Origin of the sequence: Paenibacillus caui (assembly GCF_019904135.1) — a bacterium.
GTDB classification, from domain to species: domain Bacteria; phylum Bacillota; class Bacilli; order Paenibacillales; family Paenibacillaceae; genus Fontibacillus; species Fontibacillus caui.
Genome location: NZ_JAIOGQ010000010.1, coordinates 26,331 through 44,729, shown reverse-complemented (window position 1 = coordinate 44,729; position 18,399 = coordinate 26,331). Strand labels below are relative to the sequence as shown.

The 18,399-nt window shown below is 51.4% G+C and carries 14 protein-coding genes; 9 read left to right on the top strand and 5 right to left on the bottom strand.

Annotation, left to right across the window (positions count from 1 at the left end; genetic code table 11):
- Positions 1–32: 32 nt before the first annotated feature.
- A complete protein-coding gene (locus K7397_RS07885; protein WP_223067406.1) occupies positions 33–221 on the bottom strand; it encodes a hypothetical protein in 189 nt (62 codons plus the stop codon).
- Positions 222–391: 170 nt separating this feature from the next.
- On the opposite strand from K7397_RS07885, the gene K7397_RS07880 reads away from it, so the two are divergent.
- Positions 392–898 carry a GNAT family N-acetyltransferase gene (locus tag K7397_RS07880; protein ID WP_223067405.1) on the top strand — a complete coding sequence of 169 codons (507 nt, stop codon included), beginning with the start codon at positions 392–394 and terminating at the stop codon, positions 896–898.
- A gap of 4 nt (positions 899–902) precedes the next feature.
- Here the strand turns inward: K7397_RS07880 and K7397_RS07875 are convergent, their stop codons facing one another.
- Positions 903–1,859 carry a TIGR03943 family putative permease subunit gene (locus K7397_RS07875; RefSeq protein WP_223067404.1) on the bottom strand — a complete coding sequence of 319 codons (957 nt, stop codon included), beginning with the start codon at positions 1,857–1,859 and terminating at the stop codon, positions 903–905.
- A 24-nt stretch (positions 1,860–1,883) separates the two neighbouring features.
- Complete coding sequence (locus tag K7397_RS07870) at positions 1,884–2,900, bottom strand: permease (RefSeq protein WP_223067403.1); 1,017 nt, start codon at positions 2,898–2,900, stop codon at positions 1,884–1,886.
- A gap of 257 nt (positions 2,901–3,157) precedes the next feature.
- Here K7397_RS07870 and K7397_RS07865 point away from each other — a divergent pair, with 257 nt between their 5' ends.
- From K7397_RS07865 to K7397_RS07840, 6 genes are all read left to right on the top strand, one after another.
- On the top strand, positions 3,158–4,282 hold the full coding sequence (locus K7397_RS07865; RefSeq protein WP_273545588.1) for a glucose-1-phosphate adenylyltransferase: 1,125 nt from the start codon (positions 3,158–3,160) through the stop codon (positions 4,280–4,282).
- Between the two features lie 35 nt (positions 4,283–4,317).
- The gene (glgD, locus tag K7397_RS07860) at positions 4,318–5,421 is read left to right on the top strand and encodes a glucose-1-phosphate adenylyltransferase subunit GlgD (protein ID WP_223067401.1); all 1,104 of its coding nucleotides are present in this window, start codon (positions 4,318–4,320) and stop codon (positions 5,419–5,421) included.
- Between the two features lie 27 nt (positions 5,422–5,448).
- On the top strand, positions 5,449–7,881 hold the full coding sequence (locus K7397_RS07855) for a glycogen/starch/alpha-glucan phosphorylase (protein ID WP_223067400.1): 2,433 nt from the start codon (positions 5,449–5,451) through the stop codon (positions 7,879–7,881).
- Between the two features lie 153 nt (positions 7,882–8,034).
- Entirely contained in the window at positions 8,035–10,071 is a 2,037-nt protein-coding gene (locus K7397_RS07850) for a Na+/H+ antiporter (protein ID WP_223067399.1), read from the top strand.
- 182 nt (positions 10,072–10,253) lie between these two features.
- Entirely contained in the window at positions 10,254–12,215 is a 1,962-nt protein-coding gene (gene pulA, locus K7397_RS07845; protein WP_223067398.1) for a type I pullulanase, read from the top strand.
- 31 nt (positions 12,216–12,246) lie between these two features.
- Positions 12,247–13,185: an MsnO8 family LLM class oxidoreductase gene (locus tag K7397_RS07840; protein ID WP_223067397.1), complete on the top strand. Its 939-nt coding sequence runs from the start codon at positions 12,247–12,249 to the stop codon at positions 13,183–13,185.
- Positions 13,186–13,237: 52 nt separating this feature from the next.
- On the opposite strand, the gene K7397_RS07835 is transcribed toward K7397_RS07840, so the two are convergent.
- Entirely contained in the window at positions 13,238–14,299 is a 1,062-nt protein-coding gene (locus K7397_RS07835; protein ID WP_237690759.1) for a S1 family peptidase, read from the bottom strand.
- A gap of 141 nt (positions 14,300–14,440) precedes the next feature.
- Here K7397_RS07835 and K7397_RS07830 point away from each other — a divergent pair, with 141 nt between their 5' ends.
- Positions 14,441–15,739, top strand: a complete 1,299-nt coding sequence (locus K7397_RS07830; RefSeq protein ID WP_337926694.1) for a hemolysin family protein — start codon at positions 14,441–14,443, stop codon at positions 15,737–15,739.
- Between the two features lie 141 nt (positions 15,740–15,880).
- Here K7397_RS07830 and K7397_RS07825 read toward each other — a convergent pair whose 3' ends face one another.
- Positions 15,881–16,762, bottom strand: a complete 882-nt coding sequence (locus K7397_RS07825; protein ID WP_223067396.1) for a hypothetical protein — start codon at positions 16,760–16,762, stop codon at positions 15,881–15,883.
- 451 nt (positions 16,763–17,213) lie between these two features.
- Here K7397_RS07825 and rpoD point away from each other — a divergent pair, with 451 nt between their 5' ends.
- Positions 17,214–18,317, top strand: a complete 1,104-nt coding sequence (gene rpoD, locus K7397_RS07820) for an RNA polymerase sigma factor RpoD (protein ID WP_223067395.1) — start codon at positions 17,214–17,216, stop codon at positions 18,315–18,317.
- Positions 18,318–18,399: the final 82 nt, after the last annotated feature.

The window sequence follows — 18,399 nt, the reverse complement described above, 5'->3', positions numbered from 1 at the left end:
ACCCGAAAGGTAAAAACCGGGTCGGCTTATTGTTAGGTTCTGCGGTTCTCTTTATCCTTTAACCGGTTTTGCTCGTCAGGCACGTAATCCCGGCTGAACTCTTGCCCGTATGGAGCTTCGCCCTCTTCAGCGGCGCCGCGGGCAAAGTCTGCAAACTGCTGTTTTTGCTCGATCAGCTCTTGCTTATGCTTCAGCAGTTCATTGGAATCCTGGGTTGTCATGTCGAAGCCCTCCTTGGAAGTAAGATGCACCCCCTTAGTATTGCCCGGCTTTCCCGCCGCCAAACTTCCCGGGTTTGAAAGGCGGTTTTATGCTATATTGATCTTAAGCAAGCTACATAGATTTGAGATTACCTAGGGGAGCGCCGTCTCCCCGGAGTGGAGGATGCGACATGCCAGAACTGTCCTATGTGATTCGAGATGCCTTACGGAGCGATTTGGACCGGATCGTGGAGATCTATAATTCCACCATACCGAGCCGTCAGGTGACGGCAGATTTGGAGCCAGTTAGTGTAGAGAGCCGGATTCCATGGTTTGAGGAGCATAGTCCGGAGCATCGTCCGCTATGGGTACTGACCCAGGACGGGCAGGTTGCGGCCTGGATCAGCTTTCAATCTTTTTACGGGCGCCCTGCCTATTTGGGTACAGCCGAGCTTAGCATCTATATTGCGGAAGAGTACCGCGCCAAAGGATATGGCAGCATTCTGGTGGCCCAAGCGATCAAGAAATGCCCGGAGCTTGGCATACATACCCTTTTGGGCTTTATCTTCGGACATAACGAACCCAGCCTGGCGCTATTGCGAAAATTTGGCTTCGCGTCTTGGGGACGTTTGCCGAAAGTAGCCAATATGGACGGCGTGGAACGGGATCTTGTTATCGTCGGACGAAGAGTGGATTAATCAATTACGGCTTGGCGAGATCCTTTTTGAAAGCCGCGACCGAGTCGGCGCTCGGGTACACGTAAGATACGGCAGGCTGAGCTACGCGTTCTATCCGCTCTGCATCGATCCGGAGAACTTCCCGTCCCTTTACTTTTTCTACGTTGATTTTTCCGGTTACTTTGACCCAGCTGTCCTTGCTGAGCGAAACCTGCTGGGCCGAAGCTTTGACCAGCACGCCAAACGGAAGCGCGTCAGCCGTGCAGCAGAGAATGAGGAAACGTCCGACAGCAAAGTCGCCGCCCGATTGCTGGGTAGTTTGATCTTTATAGACGAACCCGGAGAGCGAAATCCGCTTGCCGATGAAATCCTGCTTGAACAGTTCGATGGCTCCGATGGTTTCCGAGTAAATATCCGGCGTGACTTCGATGAGCGGCTCGGCATAAAGCAGCCCGGCTAGCGCTGCAAATTCTTCATTATACTTGTCAGGGGCCACAAAAATCTTCTTCTTAGTCTGTGCATCGGCTTCTGGATCAACTCCTGAACCATTTTCAGAAGCAGCTTCAGAAACAGCGCTCGACGACGCGCTTTTCCGGACATGCTGATCCTGTGTCGGCAAGGTCAGCGAGAAGCCTTTGACCGCGGCGGCGCTGCTGCCAAGCGACCGGTTCGGAAGCAAGACGCCGAAGGCAAGCGGGAGAATAAACAGTCCGTATATCGCCGCCCTCTTGAACAAGGTCTCCGGCACCGTATGCTCGCAATCGCACACCGGATCTTCGGCGGGGGCGATGGCCCGGTACGCGGCGAATACGGCCATCAGGCCGAGCAGTATCGGGCACCACTTTACCCATGGCTCCATGCGCGGCGCGAGATAATAGTGCAGCGAGCCGGATTTGACAAGGTAGCCTATATAAAAAGCAAACCCAATCATAATAAAAGCTTGCATCCAGTAATGCAGACGCATCCCACGGGAATCGTTCATAGACGGCCTCCTTCCTTTCATATATTAGGGAATGAAGAAGCGGTCGGTCAGCACACTGAAGGTGAAGACGATGGGCGGGACAATCAGCATCAGTCCGAGTACGAATTTCGTTTTGAAGGCGGACAGCAGCATCAGCATGTTCTTGAAATCAAGCATCGGTCCAAGCACGAGGAACGAGAGCAAGGAGCCATGGGAGAAAGTGTTCATAAAGGTAGAGGCCACGAATGCGTCCGACGTGGAGCAAAGGGACAGGATGAAGCCCAGTCCCATCATGAATGCATAGGAACTGATCGGACCGTTGCCGAAGGCGGCAAGCGTATTGTGGGCAACAAAGGTTTGCAGGACGGCCGTAATGAGGCAGCCGGCGATCAAATATTTTCCCGCGTCCATAAAGTCGTCAGTGGCATGCTGGAAGAACGCCGAGCTTTTGGCTCTAAAGGAGTGCCCGCCGCCGAACAACTTGACGGACGCATGCTCATGCCCTGCAGTGCTTGCCACCGTATGCCGGAGGGGATTTTTGCCGACCGTAAAATACAGAATCAAACCGACAGCTGAGGAGGTGACTAAGGCAATGCCCAGTCTGGCGTACACCATTTCCGGATGTCCCTGGAAAGCCATTGCTGTGGCGCTGAACACCACCGGGTTCACGATCGGGCCTGACAGCAAAAACACAGCGGCGATATATACGGGCATTCCTTTTTGAACGAGCCGCCTGATCAGCGGAATCATGCCGCACTCGCATACGGGGAAGACAGTGCCCAGCACACAGGCGATAACAATACCTGCCAAAGGGTTTTTCGGCATTTTCTGTCCCAGGAAATCCTCCGGCATGATAAGATGAATAAAAGAAGAAAGCAGAGCTCCCAGCAATACAAAGGGGATCGCCTCAAGCAGGATCCCAAGAAAATGGTTTTTGAAGGTGATCAGGTAATCGCTGGCCAGCATCGCCCGTATGTTTGGAAATAGAACAATTAAACAGGCGATCAGCAAGCAGGAAGGGAGGATCAGGGAAACCCGCTTCAGTCCGATATTGTCATTCATCGTTTACACCCCGAATATCATTAAAAGTTCTTGTCCTCTAAATAATGTATTTTCGCTTTTCGCTGAATATGACCATCCATTCTAGCATAGTCTCTCTTAAACCGACTGCCGATTTACTTAGCTTCCCAATGATTAAAACAAATGTGTGACCGTTTTCTGCAGCTCCGACCAGATGATTCCTTACAGAAGAAAACGCTTCTTTTGTTGATTCGCTAGATTCATAGGCTTTGGATCCCATACTGGAGGAGGCGTGAGGTCTGATGAAAAAAGAAGTTGTCGCCATGCTCTTGGCCGGCGGACAGGGCAAGCGACTGAAAGGATTGACGAAAACCCTTGCCAAGCCCGCGGTTTATTTTGGAGGAACGTACCGGATCATCGACTTCCCGCTCAGCAACTGCACACATTCGGGAATCGATACGGTCGGCGTTCTGACCCAGTATGAGCCCCTTGTTCTGCATTCCTATATCGGAGTAGGCAGCGATTGGGACCTGGACCGCCGCGGCGGGGGCGTTCTTGTTCTGCCGCCTCATGAAAGGGAGAACGGGAGCAGCTGGTATCAGGGTACGGCGGATGCCATTTTCCGCAACATCAATTTCATTGAACAGTTTGATCCCGAGCATGTGCTCGTTCTGTCCGGCGATCATATTTACAAGATGGATTACAATAAAATGCTTCGCTACCATAAAGAAAAAGACGCCGATTGCACCATTTCGGTTATCAACGTAACGCGGGACGAAGCGACTAGGTTCGGCATTCTGAATACTTTCGATGATTATCGTATTTATGAATTTGAGGAGAAGCCGGCCGAGCCGAAGAGCACGCTAGCTTCCATGGGCATTTATTTGTTCAAGTGGCATGTCCTTAAGCGCTATTTGAATGAAGACGAAAAGCAAGGCTCCTCTTCCAACGATTTCGGCAAAGACATCATTCCGCTGATGCTGAAGAGCCGCAAGCAGCTGTATGCCTATCCGTTTGACGGTTACTGGAAAGACGTCGGCACCATTCAGAGCTTGTGGGAATCCAATATGGATCTGCTGTGCGAGGAACCAAAGCTCAATCTGAATGATCCGTCCTGGCGGATCTATACAAGGAGCCCGAACCAGCCTGCCGAATTCATTGCTCCCGAGGCCAAACTGAGGAACTCTATGGTGAATGAGGGCTGTATTGTGCACGGAGAGGTGAACCATTCCATTCTTTTCTACGGTGTTGAGGTTGGGGAAGGGAGTGTCATCACGGATTCCGTCATTCATCCGAAGGTCAAAATCGGGCGAAATGTCCGGATTCATAAAGCGATAGTGAACGAGAACGTGATGATCCGGGACGGTGCCGTAATTGGTTCCGCCGACTCGTCAGACATTGTGCTCGTCAACGGGGAATACTAGCATCCTGCTTCGGGCAGAAGGGAAACGGTGAAAACATGAAGGAACTTGTTGGTGTCATTAATCTCGATGATGAACTGGATCAGCTAAGTGAATTGACCTATTTCCGCTGCGGGGCCGCCGTTCCGTTCGCCGGCAGATACCGGCTGATCGATTTCGTATTGTCCAATATGACGGGTGCGGGCATTGTGGACATTGCGCTGTTTGTCCGCCGCAAATACCGCTCGCTAATGGACCATTTAGGCGAAGGAAAATCCTGGGACCTGGACCGCAATCATGGCGGTCTATTCATTCTTCCCCCCGACTGGAACGATCCCACCGATGTTTCGCTTGGCGATCTGCAGCATGTGCACAACAATCTGGATTTCTTCAACCGCAGCTCCGGCAACAGCATGGTTCACTCCGGCAGCCGCCATATCAGCAAAGTGGATCTCCGTAAAGTATACGAGCAGCACATACGAACCGGGGCGGACATTACGCTTGTCTATAAACCTGTTTCCGAAATGCGTCCCGAATATGAGTCCTGTGTCCGGCTCGATGTGAATGAACGCGGATTCGTGACCAATATTCATAACGAGCAGCATCATCCCAACATCTATATGGAAATATTCGTTATGGACAAATACAAATATCTGGAGCTTGTGAAAGACTGCATTGCCCGCGGGAAAAGCCACTTTTTCCACGATGCGATTCAGGGCGGATTGGACCATTTGAAAATCGGCGCTTATGCCTACACCGGCTACCACGCTGTCATCAATTCCGTTGAAAGCTATTATGCGAGCAGCATGGAACTGCTTAACCGGGAGAAATATGAAGACTTGTTCAGGGATAATCCGATTCGCACCAAAATCAAATACGAGGTTCCAACCAAATATTTGGAGAACTCCAACGTTACGGGCTCCCTTGTGGCCAATGGCTGCACGATTGAAGGCGCCATCGAAAACAGCATCCTGTTCCGCAGCGTGCAGGTGGGCAAAGGGGCGCGAATTTCCAATTCGATCATTATGCAGAAATGCGTCATCGAAGAGGATGCTGTCCTTGAAAATGTCATTATGGATAAAGATGTGCGCCTCTCACGGGGAGTTACGTTAAAAGGGAATTCCATAAAGCCTTTCGTTATTGCCAAGAGCAGCCATATCTAAGGACAACAGGTCAGGAGGAACCGAATCTTGTTCAAAGACAAAGAAAGTTTCAAAAAGGCATTTACCAGGCAGATGCTTGACAAGCTGGGGCTGCCGCTGGAGGAAGCCTCGGAAGCGGACGTCTACAAAATATTGAGTGGAATGATCCGGGAACACGTGGGCCGGGATTGGGCCAAGACAAACACCCTGTACAAAGCGCAGCAGGAGAAGCAGGTGTACTATTTTTCCATGGAGTTTCTGATCGGCCGTTTGCTGGGCAATAACCTGCTGAACTTGGGAATCTTGGACATGGTGCGCGAGGCCCTTAAAGAGCTGGGATATCCTTTTGCCGATGTAGAAGAACAGGAAAGCGACGCTGGCCTCGGCAACGGAGGGCTTGGAAGGCTTGCGGCCTGTTTCCTCGACTCCCTCGCTTCCCTGCAGTATGCGGGAAATGGGACCGGAATCCGCTATAAATACGGGCTGTTCGAGCAGAAAATTATGGATGGCAATCAGGTGGAGCTTCCGGATTACTGGCTGCAAAGAGGGAACGAATGGGAAGTTCGCCGGCCCGACAAACAGGTAGAGGTACGGTTCTGGGGCAATGTGGTGACGCGCGAGTTACACGGCAGGCTCATATTTGAAACGGTGCAGTATGAAGCCGTACGGGCAATTCCCTATGATGTCCCGATTATCGGGTTCGGCCATCCTCACATCAACACGCTCCGCCTCTGGAGCGCGGAGTCGATGATGGATCCGTTCCGCCAGCCTTCCGGACAGGACGGGAGCTATTACCGTTATCTGGATTACAACCGGTCGGTCGAATCCATCTCGGAATTTCTGTACCCGGACGACTCCCATTACGAGGGCAAGCTGCTTCGGCTGAAGCAGCAATATTTCCTTTGTTCGGCCGGTGTGCAAAGCGTTCTCCGTACGTTCGAAAAGCTGAATCTGCCCTTGACGCAGCTGCCGGACAAGGTTGCGATCCAGATCAACGATACGCATCCGACATTGGTGATCCCCGAGCTGATCCGGATTCTTATCGACGATAACGGCTTCGGTTGGGAAGACGCCTGGGATATTACAAACCGGGTTGTTGGGTACACCAACCATACGATTTTAAGCGAAGCGCTTGAAAAATGGCCTGTACAGATGGTGAGGGAACTGCTCCCCAGAATCTATATGATTATCGAGGAGATAGACAGACGTCTCAGAATCGAGCTTATGCAGCGCTATCCGAGCGATCCGGACCGGATCTCTCGAATGGCCATCATGGAGAACAACCAGATCCGGATGGCCCACCTGGCGATTTCCGGCAGCCATTCGACCAACGGGGTGGCAGCGCTTCACACCGAAATATTGAAGAAACGCGAAATGAAGGATTTTTACGAGCTGTACCCGTCAAGGTTCAACAACAAAACGAATGGCATTACTCACCGCAGGTGGCTGATCTATGCCAATCCCGCGCTTGCCAAGCTGGTGAGCGAGTGCATCGGGACGAGATGGATCAAGCATCCGCAGGAGCTGAACGGACTTATCAAATGCTGCCGGAACGCAGGATTTCAGTCTGCATTCGCCAATGTCAAGAGGCACAATAAAGAAAAGCTGGCCAATTACATTTTTGACAAGCAGGGGATCAGGGTCAATCCGGAATCCTTGTTTGATATCCAGGTGAAGCGTCTGCACGCTTATAAACGGCAGCTTCTTAATGTGCTTCATATTGTGCATTTATACAATCAGCTGAAGGAAAATCCGGGCATGGATATCGTGCCAAGGACATTTATTTTCGGCGCGAAGGCAGCGCCGAGCTATTATTTGGCCAAGCGGATCATCAAGCTGATCAACACCGTAGCCGGGCGGATTAACGGAGATGCTTCCGTAAAGGACGTGCTCAAGGTTGTTTTTCTCGAGAACTATTCCGTTTCCCTTGCGGAGAAGATCATTCCGGCGGCGGATGTCAGCGAACAAATCTCTACGGCCAGCAAGGAAGCGTCCGGTACAGGCAATATGAAGTTTATGATGAATGGGGCCATTACAGTGGGCACTATGGATGGGGCCAATGTGGAAATGCACGAGATGCTCGGGGATGACAACATGTTTATTTTCGGGCTGAGCGCCGAGCAGGTGCAGAATTATTACCAGTACGGAGGATATTCGGCCTGGGATATGTACAACAGCGATTCTCGTATCCATGAAGTGATGGACCAGCTCATTGTTCCTGGGCTGATCTGCAGCTTTGACAATGAATTCAGGGACATTTATCAGTCGGTGCTGGATCATAATGACGAATATTTTGTGCTGAAGGATTTTGCCAGCTACAGCGAAGCGCATCTCAACATCGATCTGGCCTTCCGCAACAGACAGGATTGGCAGAAGAAGGCGATTCTGAATGTCGCGCATTCCGGCAAATTTTCCAGCGACTGCACCATTCGGGGATATGCTTCCGAAATATGGAGGCTTATCCCCGTTCAGAAAAAATAATTCATTTCCTGCCCAAGGCCGTCTTCCCGAAGTGGAGGCGGTCTTGATTCATTAAACATGAAACATGATTCGGGGCATAGTGGTAAAGGATATAACTAGAAGATGTATTCAAACCGGACGAAGAGCGGTAATGAGTGAGGGGCTGTAGACAACATGGAAATTTTCTTCGCTGTGCTCGTTTTTTTGGGCCTGATTGGCGTTTCGAATGTTCTGAACCGGTTTGTTCCGGTTATTCCGGTGCCGCTGTTTCAAATTGCTCTGGGCGCCCTGGTCAGCATCGCTCCCACGCATATCCATCTGCCGCTGATCCCGGAATTGTTCTTTGTGCTGTTCGTGGCTCCGCTCTTGTTTAATGACGGAAAAAGAATGCCGCGAGGCGAACTATGGAACCTGAGAGCTCCGATTCTCCTGATGGCGCTTGGGCTTGTATTCGTTACAGTTCTCGCTGCCGGCTACTATATACATTTCCGGATCCCTTCGATCCCGCTGGCGGCTGCTTTTGCGCTGGCCGCCATACTGTCCCCGACGGATGCGGTAGCCGTAAGTGCCCTTGCGGGCCGAATCCGGCTGCCGAAGCGCATCCTGCGGCTTCTGGAGGGAGAAGCGCTCATGAATGATGCTTCGGGGCTCGTAGCCTTCAAGTTTGCGGTGGCAGCGGCGGTTACGGGCGTTTTCTCGCTTACGCAGGCATCACTCAGCTTTGTTCTGATCGCCGCTGGCGGTCTTCTTTGCGGAGCGATTCTGTCCGTGCTGATCATCAGGCTGCGCGTGTTTATACGAGATCTCGGCATGGAAGATGTCACATTCCATATGCTGGTGCAAATTTTAACGCCGTTCTTCATCTATCTGGTATCGGAAGAGCTTGGGGTTTCGGGTATTTTGGCTGTCGTGGCTGCGGGAATTGTCCATGCCGTCGAGCTGGACCGGGTCGAAACACCGCATTACAAGCTGAAAATAACTTCCGACAGCACCTGGTCCGTCATTCTCTTTTTGCTTAACGGTCTCGTATTTGTCATACTGGGACATCAGCTGCCGGATGTGGCCAGTGTCATTTTTCAGGATCCTTCCTTTAGCAATGTGGAAGTCATCGGCTATATTATGGAAATTTCCCTGCTCTTGATCGTGCTGCGCTTTTTATGGGTATACCTGTTTTGGAGAAGGGATGACGGGCTCGGGGAGAATCATCAGGCTTCGCAGCGAACGAGGCTGAAAGCCTCGCTGCTTACGGCCTTATCAGGCGTAAGAGGTGCTGTTACCCTTGCGGGCGCCTTCTCCATTCCTTTCGCGTTAAGTGATGGAACGGCGTTTCCGCAGCGGGATCTGATTGTGTTCATTGCGGCAGGCGTCATACTGGTCACCCTGCTTACGGCCAGCGTTATGCTGCCACTATTGACATGGAAGCCGGAAGCCGCAAACTCGAAGGAACAAGAGGACAAGCGGGAGCAGGCCGCACGCCTCGTTTTGCTGCAGAAAGCCATTTCCGTTACCAAGGAAGAGATGACCGAGGAGAACCGAATAGCCGCGCTGGGACTCATATCCTACTACAATCGGGAGATCCACAGACTGCGAAGCCAGGTTTCCAAGGGGGATTGGGACAAGCTTCGGGAAGCTGAACGGGAGATCCGGCTGATCGGTGTCGCTGCGGAGCGGGCCGAAATTGAAAGGCTGGCAAGGAGCGGCGAAATCAGCGAGGAAGCTGCATCCAAGTGCCTGCAGTTCGTGGATGAAGTCGAATACATGCTCACGCATCGTGCAAAATTGCGGTTCACCCTGCTGAAAATACTGATTCGGCGCTTATTTCTCAAACTTTTCAGCCCGGACAAGCTTAGGCAAATCCATTTCAGGCTCGGCGATTACAAAAACATCAAAATCAGAACCAGCCGGGCGGCCATAGATGTGATCAAGGCGAACCTCAACGAGCATAACCGGGAAGTTTCGAATGCCGTTATTGCGAGATACAAGGGGATCATTTACCGGATGAGTGCAGGCGATCCCGGATTAGCGGACTATAAGCGCCACCCTGATCTTAATGAGCATAAGAAAGATCTGCGCATAAAAGCGATGCAGGCCGAGCGGGATGAGGTGCAGCTGATGTTTGAGCGGGGAGAGATATCCCGTTCGCTCGCAAACAAGCTCAGACAATTTATTAATGTGGTCGAAGCCTCCCTTCTGGATGAGGACACGGATTAATATCCGGGAGGGTGATAGGTTCGCCTGAACAGCATTGCCTGGCGAGAACATGCGCCTTTTCTGGTGTTTCTGTCCAGATGTAACTTTTATTCGGGAAAATACTGCTATATAATGTATTTAATGTGCAAACGGTGTCATTGCCTGTTCAATCAACAGCCTGAAGAAGGGGGAGGAAGCTGAAGTTGTCCGTTCAGAAGGAAAGGGAAATGACGAGCAATTACGGGGATCCTGTCATTACTGGTGGACTCAGCGTTTTTGATCCGGAATTTGATGAAGCCTTCTATTATGATGGAACCGATCTCGGGGCAAATTATTCGGCAGAGCGAACCTGGTTTCGATTGTGGGCCCCTACGGCGAGCGAAGCTTGGGTATGCCTGTATGATGAATGGGATTCGCAGCAAGCGCAGCAGCACAGCATGCGGCGGGATATACAGGGTACCTGGGTTCTCGAGCTTGAAGGGGATCAGAAAAATCGTTACTATACCTACCTGGTACAGATCGGAGATGAACTGAACGAAGCGGCTGATCCTTATGCCAGAGCAGTCGGAGTAAACGGGGACAGGGGCGTCATCATCGACCTTGGCGCGACCAACCCGGAACGCTGGACCAAGGATAAGCCGGAGCTTGCTTCCCATTTGGACGCCATTATCTATGAAGTGCATATCCGGGATGCAACCATTCATCCGGCGAGCGGCGCGACTCATAAAGGCAAATATCTCGGTCTTGGCGAGAGCGGAACCAAAGGTCCCGGAGGGATTCCCACCGGGCTTGACCATATCGCGGGGCTCGGGGTGACCCATGTGCAGCTTCTGCCCTTCTTTGATTACTCTACTGAAAGCGTAGATGAGACCCGTCTGGATGAACCTCAATATAATTGGGGATATGATCCCAAAAATTATAATGTTCCCGAGGGCTCCTATGCGACGGATCCTTACCAGCCGTCCGTCCGGATCCGGGAATTGAAGCAGCTGATCCAATCGCTTCACGACCGTGGCCTGCGCGTAGTCATGGATGTGGTTTACAACCATGTCTATGATGGATATATTGCCAATTTTACAAAACTGGTGCCGGGATATTATCTGCGCTACACACCTAACGGAACATTTTCCAACGGATCGGGCTGCGGCAATGATGTCGCGTCGCAGAGGCGCATGGTATCCAAGTTCATCGTCGATTCCGTCGTCTACTGGGCGGAAGAATATCATCTTGACGGATTTCGGTTCGACCTGATGGGGCTGATCGATGTGGACACGATGAATGAGATCCGGGCCCGGCTGAATCAAATCGATCCGACCATTCTGGTGTATGGGGAAGGCTGGATCATTCCGACCGAACTGCCGAAGGACCGCCTGGCTACCTTTGAAAATGCGGGAAAAATGCCGGGTATCGGCCATTTCAGCGATATTATCCGCGATGCGATCAAGGGGCATGTATTTGATGCGCAAACGGGCGGTTTTGTTACCGGCAGAGGCGGGATGGAGCACGACATACGAAGGGGAATCGCCGGCGGAATCCGCTACAGCGAAGAGATTCGCGGATTTTCGGATGAACCCGTACAGTCTGTGAATTATGCGGAGTGCCATGATAATCATACGTTATGGGACAAAATTGTACGTTCGACCGGCAGTGATTCCAATCTGCTCCGGAGGGATATGCACCGTCTCGCTTCGGCTATCATTCTAACATGCCAAGGCATTCCCTTTCTGCACGCCGGCCAGGAATTTCTCCGTACCAAGAACGGCGTGGAGAACAGCTACAATTCCAGCGATTTGATCAATCGTCTTGATTGGGACCGGTGCCATGTTCATACGGATGATGTTGATTATATGAAAGCGTTGATCGGGCTTCGCAGAGCCCATCCCGCCTTCCGGCTGCGTTCTGCGGAATTGATCCGCAATCATTTGTATTTCGAGCTGTCTCCTTTCCATTCTGTAGCCTTTACACTCCGAAATCATGCAGGCGGCGATCCGGATCTTCATCTTTACGTAATTTACAATGCGATCCGGGAAAAAATGGAGTCTTATCTTCCGCAGCTTGGCCGGTGGGAGGTCCGTTTCGGCGGGGAGATCGTCCAGGAACTGGATGGAAACCGCCTGGCGGTTTCCGGCATCGGAATGGTCGTACTGGCCGTATCGGGACATTAAACCTCGTATTTAAGAAGGGAGAACAGGGATTATGAGTATTCGGCCTTTCCGGCTGGGGGTTCTGGATCTCGTTCCCCAACCGGAAGGAATTACAGCAGAGTCAGCCCTTGCTGAAGCATCCCTGCTCGCCCGATTGGCTGAACAGTGGGGATATGAACGTTACTGGGCTGCAGAGCATCATGATCTTCCCGGTCTGGCCTGCGCGGCTCCCGAGGTGCTGCTGTCCCATATCGGAGCCGTGACCAGCCGGATCCGGCTGGGGACCGGAGCCTTGCTCCTGCCGCATTACAGTCCGCTGAAGGTGGCCGAAACCTTTCATTTGTTATCGGCCTTGTACCCGGGCCGGATCGATCTTGGCATTGGCCGGGCTCCGGGCGGCCCCGCGCATGCTTCGATGGCCCTTAGCGGGAACTTTCTTCAGCGGGTCTACGGCATGGAGGAATCGGTCAGGTCGCTGATTCAGCTTCTTGGCGGGGACTATCGGTATGACGGCCAGCCTGTATCAGCCAGGCCCGTGCCGCAAGCCAGGCCGGAGCTATGGCTGCTCGGAACTGGCCGAAAAAGCGCCGCTTATGCCGCTGCCAACGGATGCGGATATGTATTTGGCGGATTTATGAGCGATGAAGACGGAGAAGCTGTATTATCCGCCTACCGGGAACAATTTGTACCCTCCGAATGCTTGAAGGAGCCGAGGACCATAGTGGCTGTCAATCTCATATGTGCGGAGACCTCGGCCAAAGCCGTTCAACTGACGGAGGAGAGCAGGGGGTTCAGACCCGATGAAGAGGGAGCCTCCCGCAGCAGGCATAGTATAGCAGGCAGTCCGGCCGAAGTCTTCAGCGCTTTGACCAAGTTGCAGAAGCAGTATCAGACTGAGGAGTTTTTGATCGGAACTCCAATTTCGGACTATGAACAAAGACGCGAGTCTTACCGGCTTCTCGCGGCATATATGACAGAACTTAAGCATTAGAAGAGAAAAGCCAAAGACAGGGTGGAAGAATGGTTTCCACCCTGTCTTTGGCTTAATGAGCAATGATGATGCGCAGATTCGAACGTTCCTTGGCTGTAAGAGATTTCATGTACGAGTGCTTGCTGCCTCTAATTTTTCTGCTGCCCCGGCGGGAACGGCGCGGCTTTGCAACCCTGACGCCGAAAGTCTTCAGCGCCCATTGTACCGGGAATGAAATGGACAGCTTTCCGTTATCGGACCCGGCGAAATTCACGGCAGCCGCATAGTTGTCCTTGCTTCTGAGCCAGACGGAGCCCGAATCTCCGGCGAGAGAGACAGGTTTATCTCCGCGGATAATGCTCTGGTTCTTGAACAGGATTTCGCCTAGATTTCCAAAATCTCCATAAGAAACTCGTACATCTGTATTGATCGAATCTACCGTTCCGTAAACGAGCCCGGTCGTCCTTCCCACCTTCTTGAAACGTTCGCCGACCCGATAGGATGCCACGTGTCCGGGAAGGGCGCCGAATTTGGCGTAGCGGGGGGAAAGAATGCTGCGGCGGATGGGCAGGGACAAGGCTGCATCGATATAATTGGTCCCTTTCTTCTTTAATTTCACGAAACGGTAAAGTCTGCCGATTTTATCCCTTTGCACGGTCCCGCCGTCCGCACCGCCCGGCTGAAGAGTTGCTGTATAACCGCTGCGGTTATTTTTGTTCAGCACATGGTTATTGCTGAGCAAATACCGCGAGCCGCCCTTGCCTGAAACGATAAGACCAGCAGTGCCGGACTCGTTATCGGTCCCGACGCTGTAGCCCGCGATCACAGGGCGGATTCTACGTGTGTAGTTCGAGCCATGAGCCGCATGGGCACGAAATTTCTGTGCTTGAACATACCGGATCGGCACGGAAATTTTTTTGCCTTTGAAGCGCATCGACTTTGTGTGTTTGCGTTCAGGTTTTATTTTGCTCAGCCCGGAAGAGGAAAAAGAGCCTGTATAAACGATAACGGCAGCTCCCCGGCGGGGTTTTCCCGGATGACGGTACCCGACACCTACGGCATGGATGCCACGCTGTTTAAGAAGCTGTCTGGACAGACGTTCTTTCATGAGATTCGCTGCCCGAAAGTCAGCCAATTCGCATCACCTTCTTCGTGAGAGTAGTACATTTTATGACCGTCTGTGCAAATGGTGAGGCCAATTCGGATTATTTGAAACCTTGGGCTATCTTTTTCGTAGATAAATAAGTATTTATCTATTAAAGGAGATGTTGTGTTAGTGGATAGTGACAGGCTTGGGTTAAAATTAATTATGGTTGTATTGCTGATCGGATTATCGGCGTTCTTCGTAGCTGTGGAATTTGCCGCAGTACGTATGCGTCAAAGCCGGGTTGATCAACTGATCGCGGAAGGCAACAGGAAGGCTCTGGCGGTCAAAAAGGTACTGGCCCGTCTGGACGGCTACTTGTCGGCCTGCCAGCTGGGAATTACGATTACCTCCCTCGGACTCGGTTTCCTCGGAGAATCCACAGTTGAGAAGCTGCTGCATCCTTTGTTTCATGCCCTGCATGTACCGGATGCGCTGAGCAGCGCCATATCGCTCGTATTGGCTTTTGCAATTATGACGTATTTTCACGTTGTTGTCGGTGAATTGGCGCCCAAGACGATTGCGATCCGCAAGACGGAGACGATTATGCTGATGACTGCAGGCGCGATTATCTGGTTTAACAGACTGATGTATCCTTTTATCTGGTTGCTGAATGGTTCGGCCAACCAGCTGGTGCGACTGTTCGGGATCAAGCCGGCTTCGGAGCACGAAGAGGCGCATTCGGAGGAAGAATTGCAGATTATTTTGAACGAGAGCTTTGAAAGCGGAAAGATCAACCAGTCGGAATACGGGTACATGAGCAGAATCTTTGCCTTTGATGATATGCTGGCTAAAGAAATTATGGTGCCCAGAACTGATATGGTTTGTCTATATACGAATTTATCAAGAGAAGAGAATTTGAAGATTATCAAGGAGCAGCAATATACCCGTTTCCCGGTCGTTCAGGACAGCAAGGACCATGTGATCGGGATTATTAATACAAAGCAGTTTTTTCTGTCTTATGACGATCAGCCGGATTTGGACGTCTCAACGCTCATTCAGCCCGTATTGTCCGTAGCGGAAACGATGCTAGTAAATGACCTTCTGACAAAGATGCAGAAGGAACGGACGCACATTGCCATCCTGATCGATGAGTACGGCGGTACTTCCGGTATGGTGACCATCGAGGATATTCTTGAGGAAATTGTCGGGGAAATCCGGGACGAGTTCGATGACGAGGAACAAGAGACCGTTCAAGTGCTTTCGGGCAATCATTTGATAGTAGACGGCAAGTTGTCCTTGACGCAATTGTCCCGTTATCTGCCGCTCGAAATGGACTCGGAGGAATGGGACACGGTTGGAGGCTGGTTGTATGCGCATCAGGAGATGCTGGATGAAGGCCAGGGGTATGAATATGAAGGATTTCTCTTTACCGTGCTGGAAAGAGAGAAGACAAGGTTCCTGCGGATTGAGATTCAGCCGGCAGGCTGAACCCGAAGTTTGAATGGCGGAGGTATCCAAAGCAGGCTTCCATTGTTTCATTCGGATTGAAAGAGTTACCGGGTTTGTGAACCATTCACAGACCCGGTTTTAGGTTGGGGCTTCCTGATTGGATTAGGATGATGAGGCAAGCTAGTGATTCTTCAGAGCTTTCCATCCCTTATAATCGTGAACCGCTATTCCGGCAAAAGACGAATAACTGCCGGCAAGCTGCTCCAAACGGCCAAGCTCCCGTTCCATCACTGCTGCATCTTTTCCGTAGAAGGAAATAAAGGCGCCTTCGTTCGAACGGTTCGTTTCCACCGCCAAACGGATGGTTTTACCCAAATCCGCAGCTTCCCGCAGTTCGCCAGCAGCTGCGTTATATATCCCGGAGGCGCTGTTTCTGTACGACATAATCGTGACAGAATCAAGCTTGCCGATCATCCAACTGCTGAGCGTTTGCTTGCCGTCCGCTGTCCGGTATTGGTCCAGCCAGAACGGCAGATCGGCTGATAAAGGAAGATTCAGGCTGCGAGCCTGATCGGTTGTGTACTGAACAGTGCTTTGCCAGCTGGCGATTACTTTGCTTTTATTCTTGTTCCATTCGTCCAGACGGTAGGGCTCTATGTCCAGGTGAATTTCACTGAATCGTTCATCCTTGGCGGAAGCTTGCTGATAGCTCCGGAGCCATTCAAACAAGGTGTCCGTTTGGCCGCACCGTTCGGGTTTGATCCACTCCGGGTCTCCGTCCAGGGCCATAATCTTGATATTTTTCGCCGTGGCGAGCTTGATAAATGCCTGGTAGTCGGATATTTCCAGTTTGCGGCTGATTTGCAGGTAGATGACGTCCACATGATGCTCTGAGACAAAGCTTATGATTTCGCGGGGCTCGCTTCGGATCAAGGAGGCATCCCATACCCATGTCGCCCTTGTTCCGGCAGCTGCCGATGCCCTCTCCGGCTTATGGAATCCTCCGGCAACCAGCAAAACAACTGCACCGACCAAACCGATCAGAAAGCGCCGTTCTCTCATAAATTTCGTGTGTAATTTCGCCCCTTTCATCTCTTATAACGTATTCGCAAACAGGCTATGTAATCTATGTCGACATGAATCAGGATCAGAATCATAGGTCAATAGTCGCGATATATCGTATTGAAAGAAAATCTGGGGGTTATGACAGTGGCAGAAGGGGGTAAAAGATTAATATCATATAAGAAAAAGGAATCAGCAGTCTGACCTGCCGCGGCTGATTTTTATGGAAAAATCAGTCCAAAAAGGGCAGTTCCCTTAAGGGAACTGCCCAGCAAATAGACGTATTGAAGTAGAAATAAAAATATGTTATAATGACGGATAGCGATAAAAAACCGTCTGAAAGACTGCTTTATTTTTCATCATCATACCATATTTTATGCGGTTTTGTCAAACGGTGACTTAGGAATCCGCTTGTAATTGTGCTTATTTCAGGAGGAGGGGGAGCCTGCCGATGGCTAACGATCAACATATAGAATCGGAACTGACGCTTGAACAGGTGAAAGAGCAACTGATTGAACAAGGCAAATCGTCCTCTTCATTGACCGCCAAAGAGATCATAAACAAATTGGCTCCGTTTGAGCAGGAACAGGACCAAATTGATGAATTTATGGAGCATCTGTCCGAAATCGGCATCGATGTCGGCGGTGATGTCGAAGAAGAACCGGAGCCGTCGGAATCCGATGTGGATGAATTCCAAATTGACGACTTAAACCTTCCGCCAGGCATTAAGATTAATGATCCTGTCCGGATGTATCTTAAAGAGATCGGCCGTGTGCCGCTGTTGTCCGCACAGGAAGAAATCGAGCTGGCCAAGCGGATTGATCAGGGCGACGAAGAAGCCAAACGCCGCCTGGCTGAGGCCAATCTCCGGCTTGTTGTCAGCATTGCGCGAAGATATGTTGGACGCAGCATGCAGTTTCTTGATCTGATTCAGGAAGGCAACATGGGCCTGATCAAAGCGGTTGAGAAATTTGATTATTCCAAAGGATTCAAATTCAGTACCTACGCTACCTGGTGGATTCGCCAGGCCATTACCCGTGCGATCGCAGACCAGGCACGGACGATTCGGATTCCTGTGCATATGGTCGAGACCATTAACAAGCTGATTCGTGTTTCCCGTCAGCTCTTGCAGGATCTCGGGCGTGAGCCTACGCCGGAAGAAATTGCGAAGGAAATGGACCTTACCCCCGATAAGGTTCGGGAGATCATGAAGGTTGCCCAGGAACCGGTTTCGCTTGAGACGCCGATCGGGGAGGAGAATGATTCGAATTTGGGCGATTTCATCGAGGATTCGGATGCCCCGGCGCCTGCCGATGCCGCAGCCTATGAGCTGCTTAAGGAGCAGCTGGAAGATGTGCTCGATACGCTGACGGAACGTGAAGAAAATGTGCTCCGTCTTCGCTTTGGGCTTGACGACGGGCGTACCCGGACCTTGGAGGAAGTAGGCAAGGAATTCGGTGTAACCCGCGAACGGATTCGTCAGATCGAAGCGAAAGCGCTGCGGAAATTGAGACATCCGAGCCGTAGCAAGCGGCTTAAGGATTTTCTGGAATAAACGCTAAGGTAGCATAGGAAAGACAGGAATAGCGCATCCGCCGATGTATGGCGGGTGCGCTATTTGTGTTAGCGAAGAAACG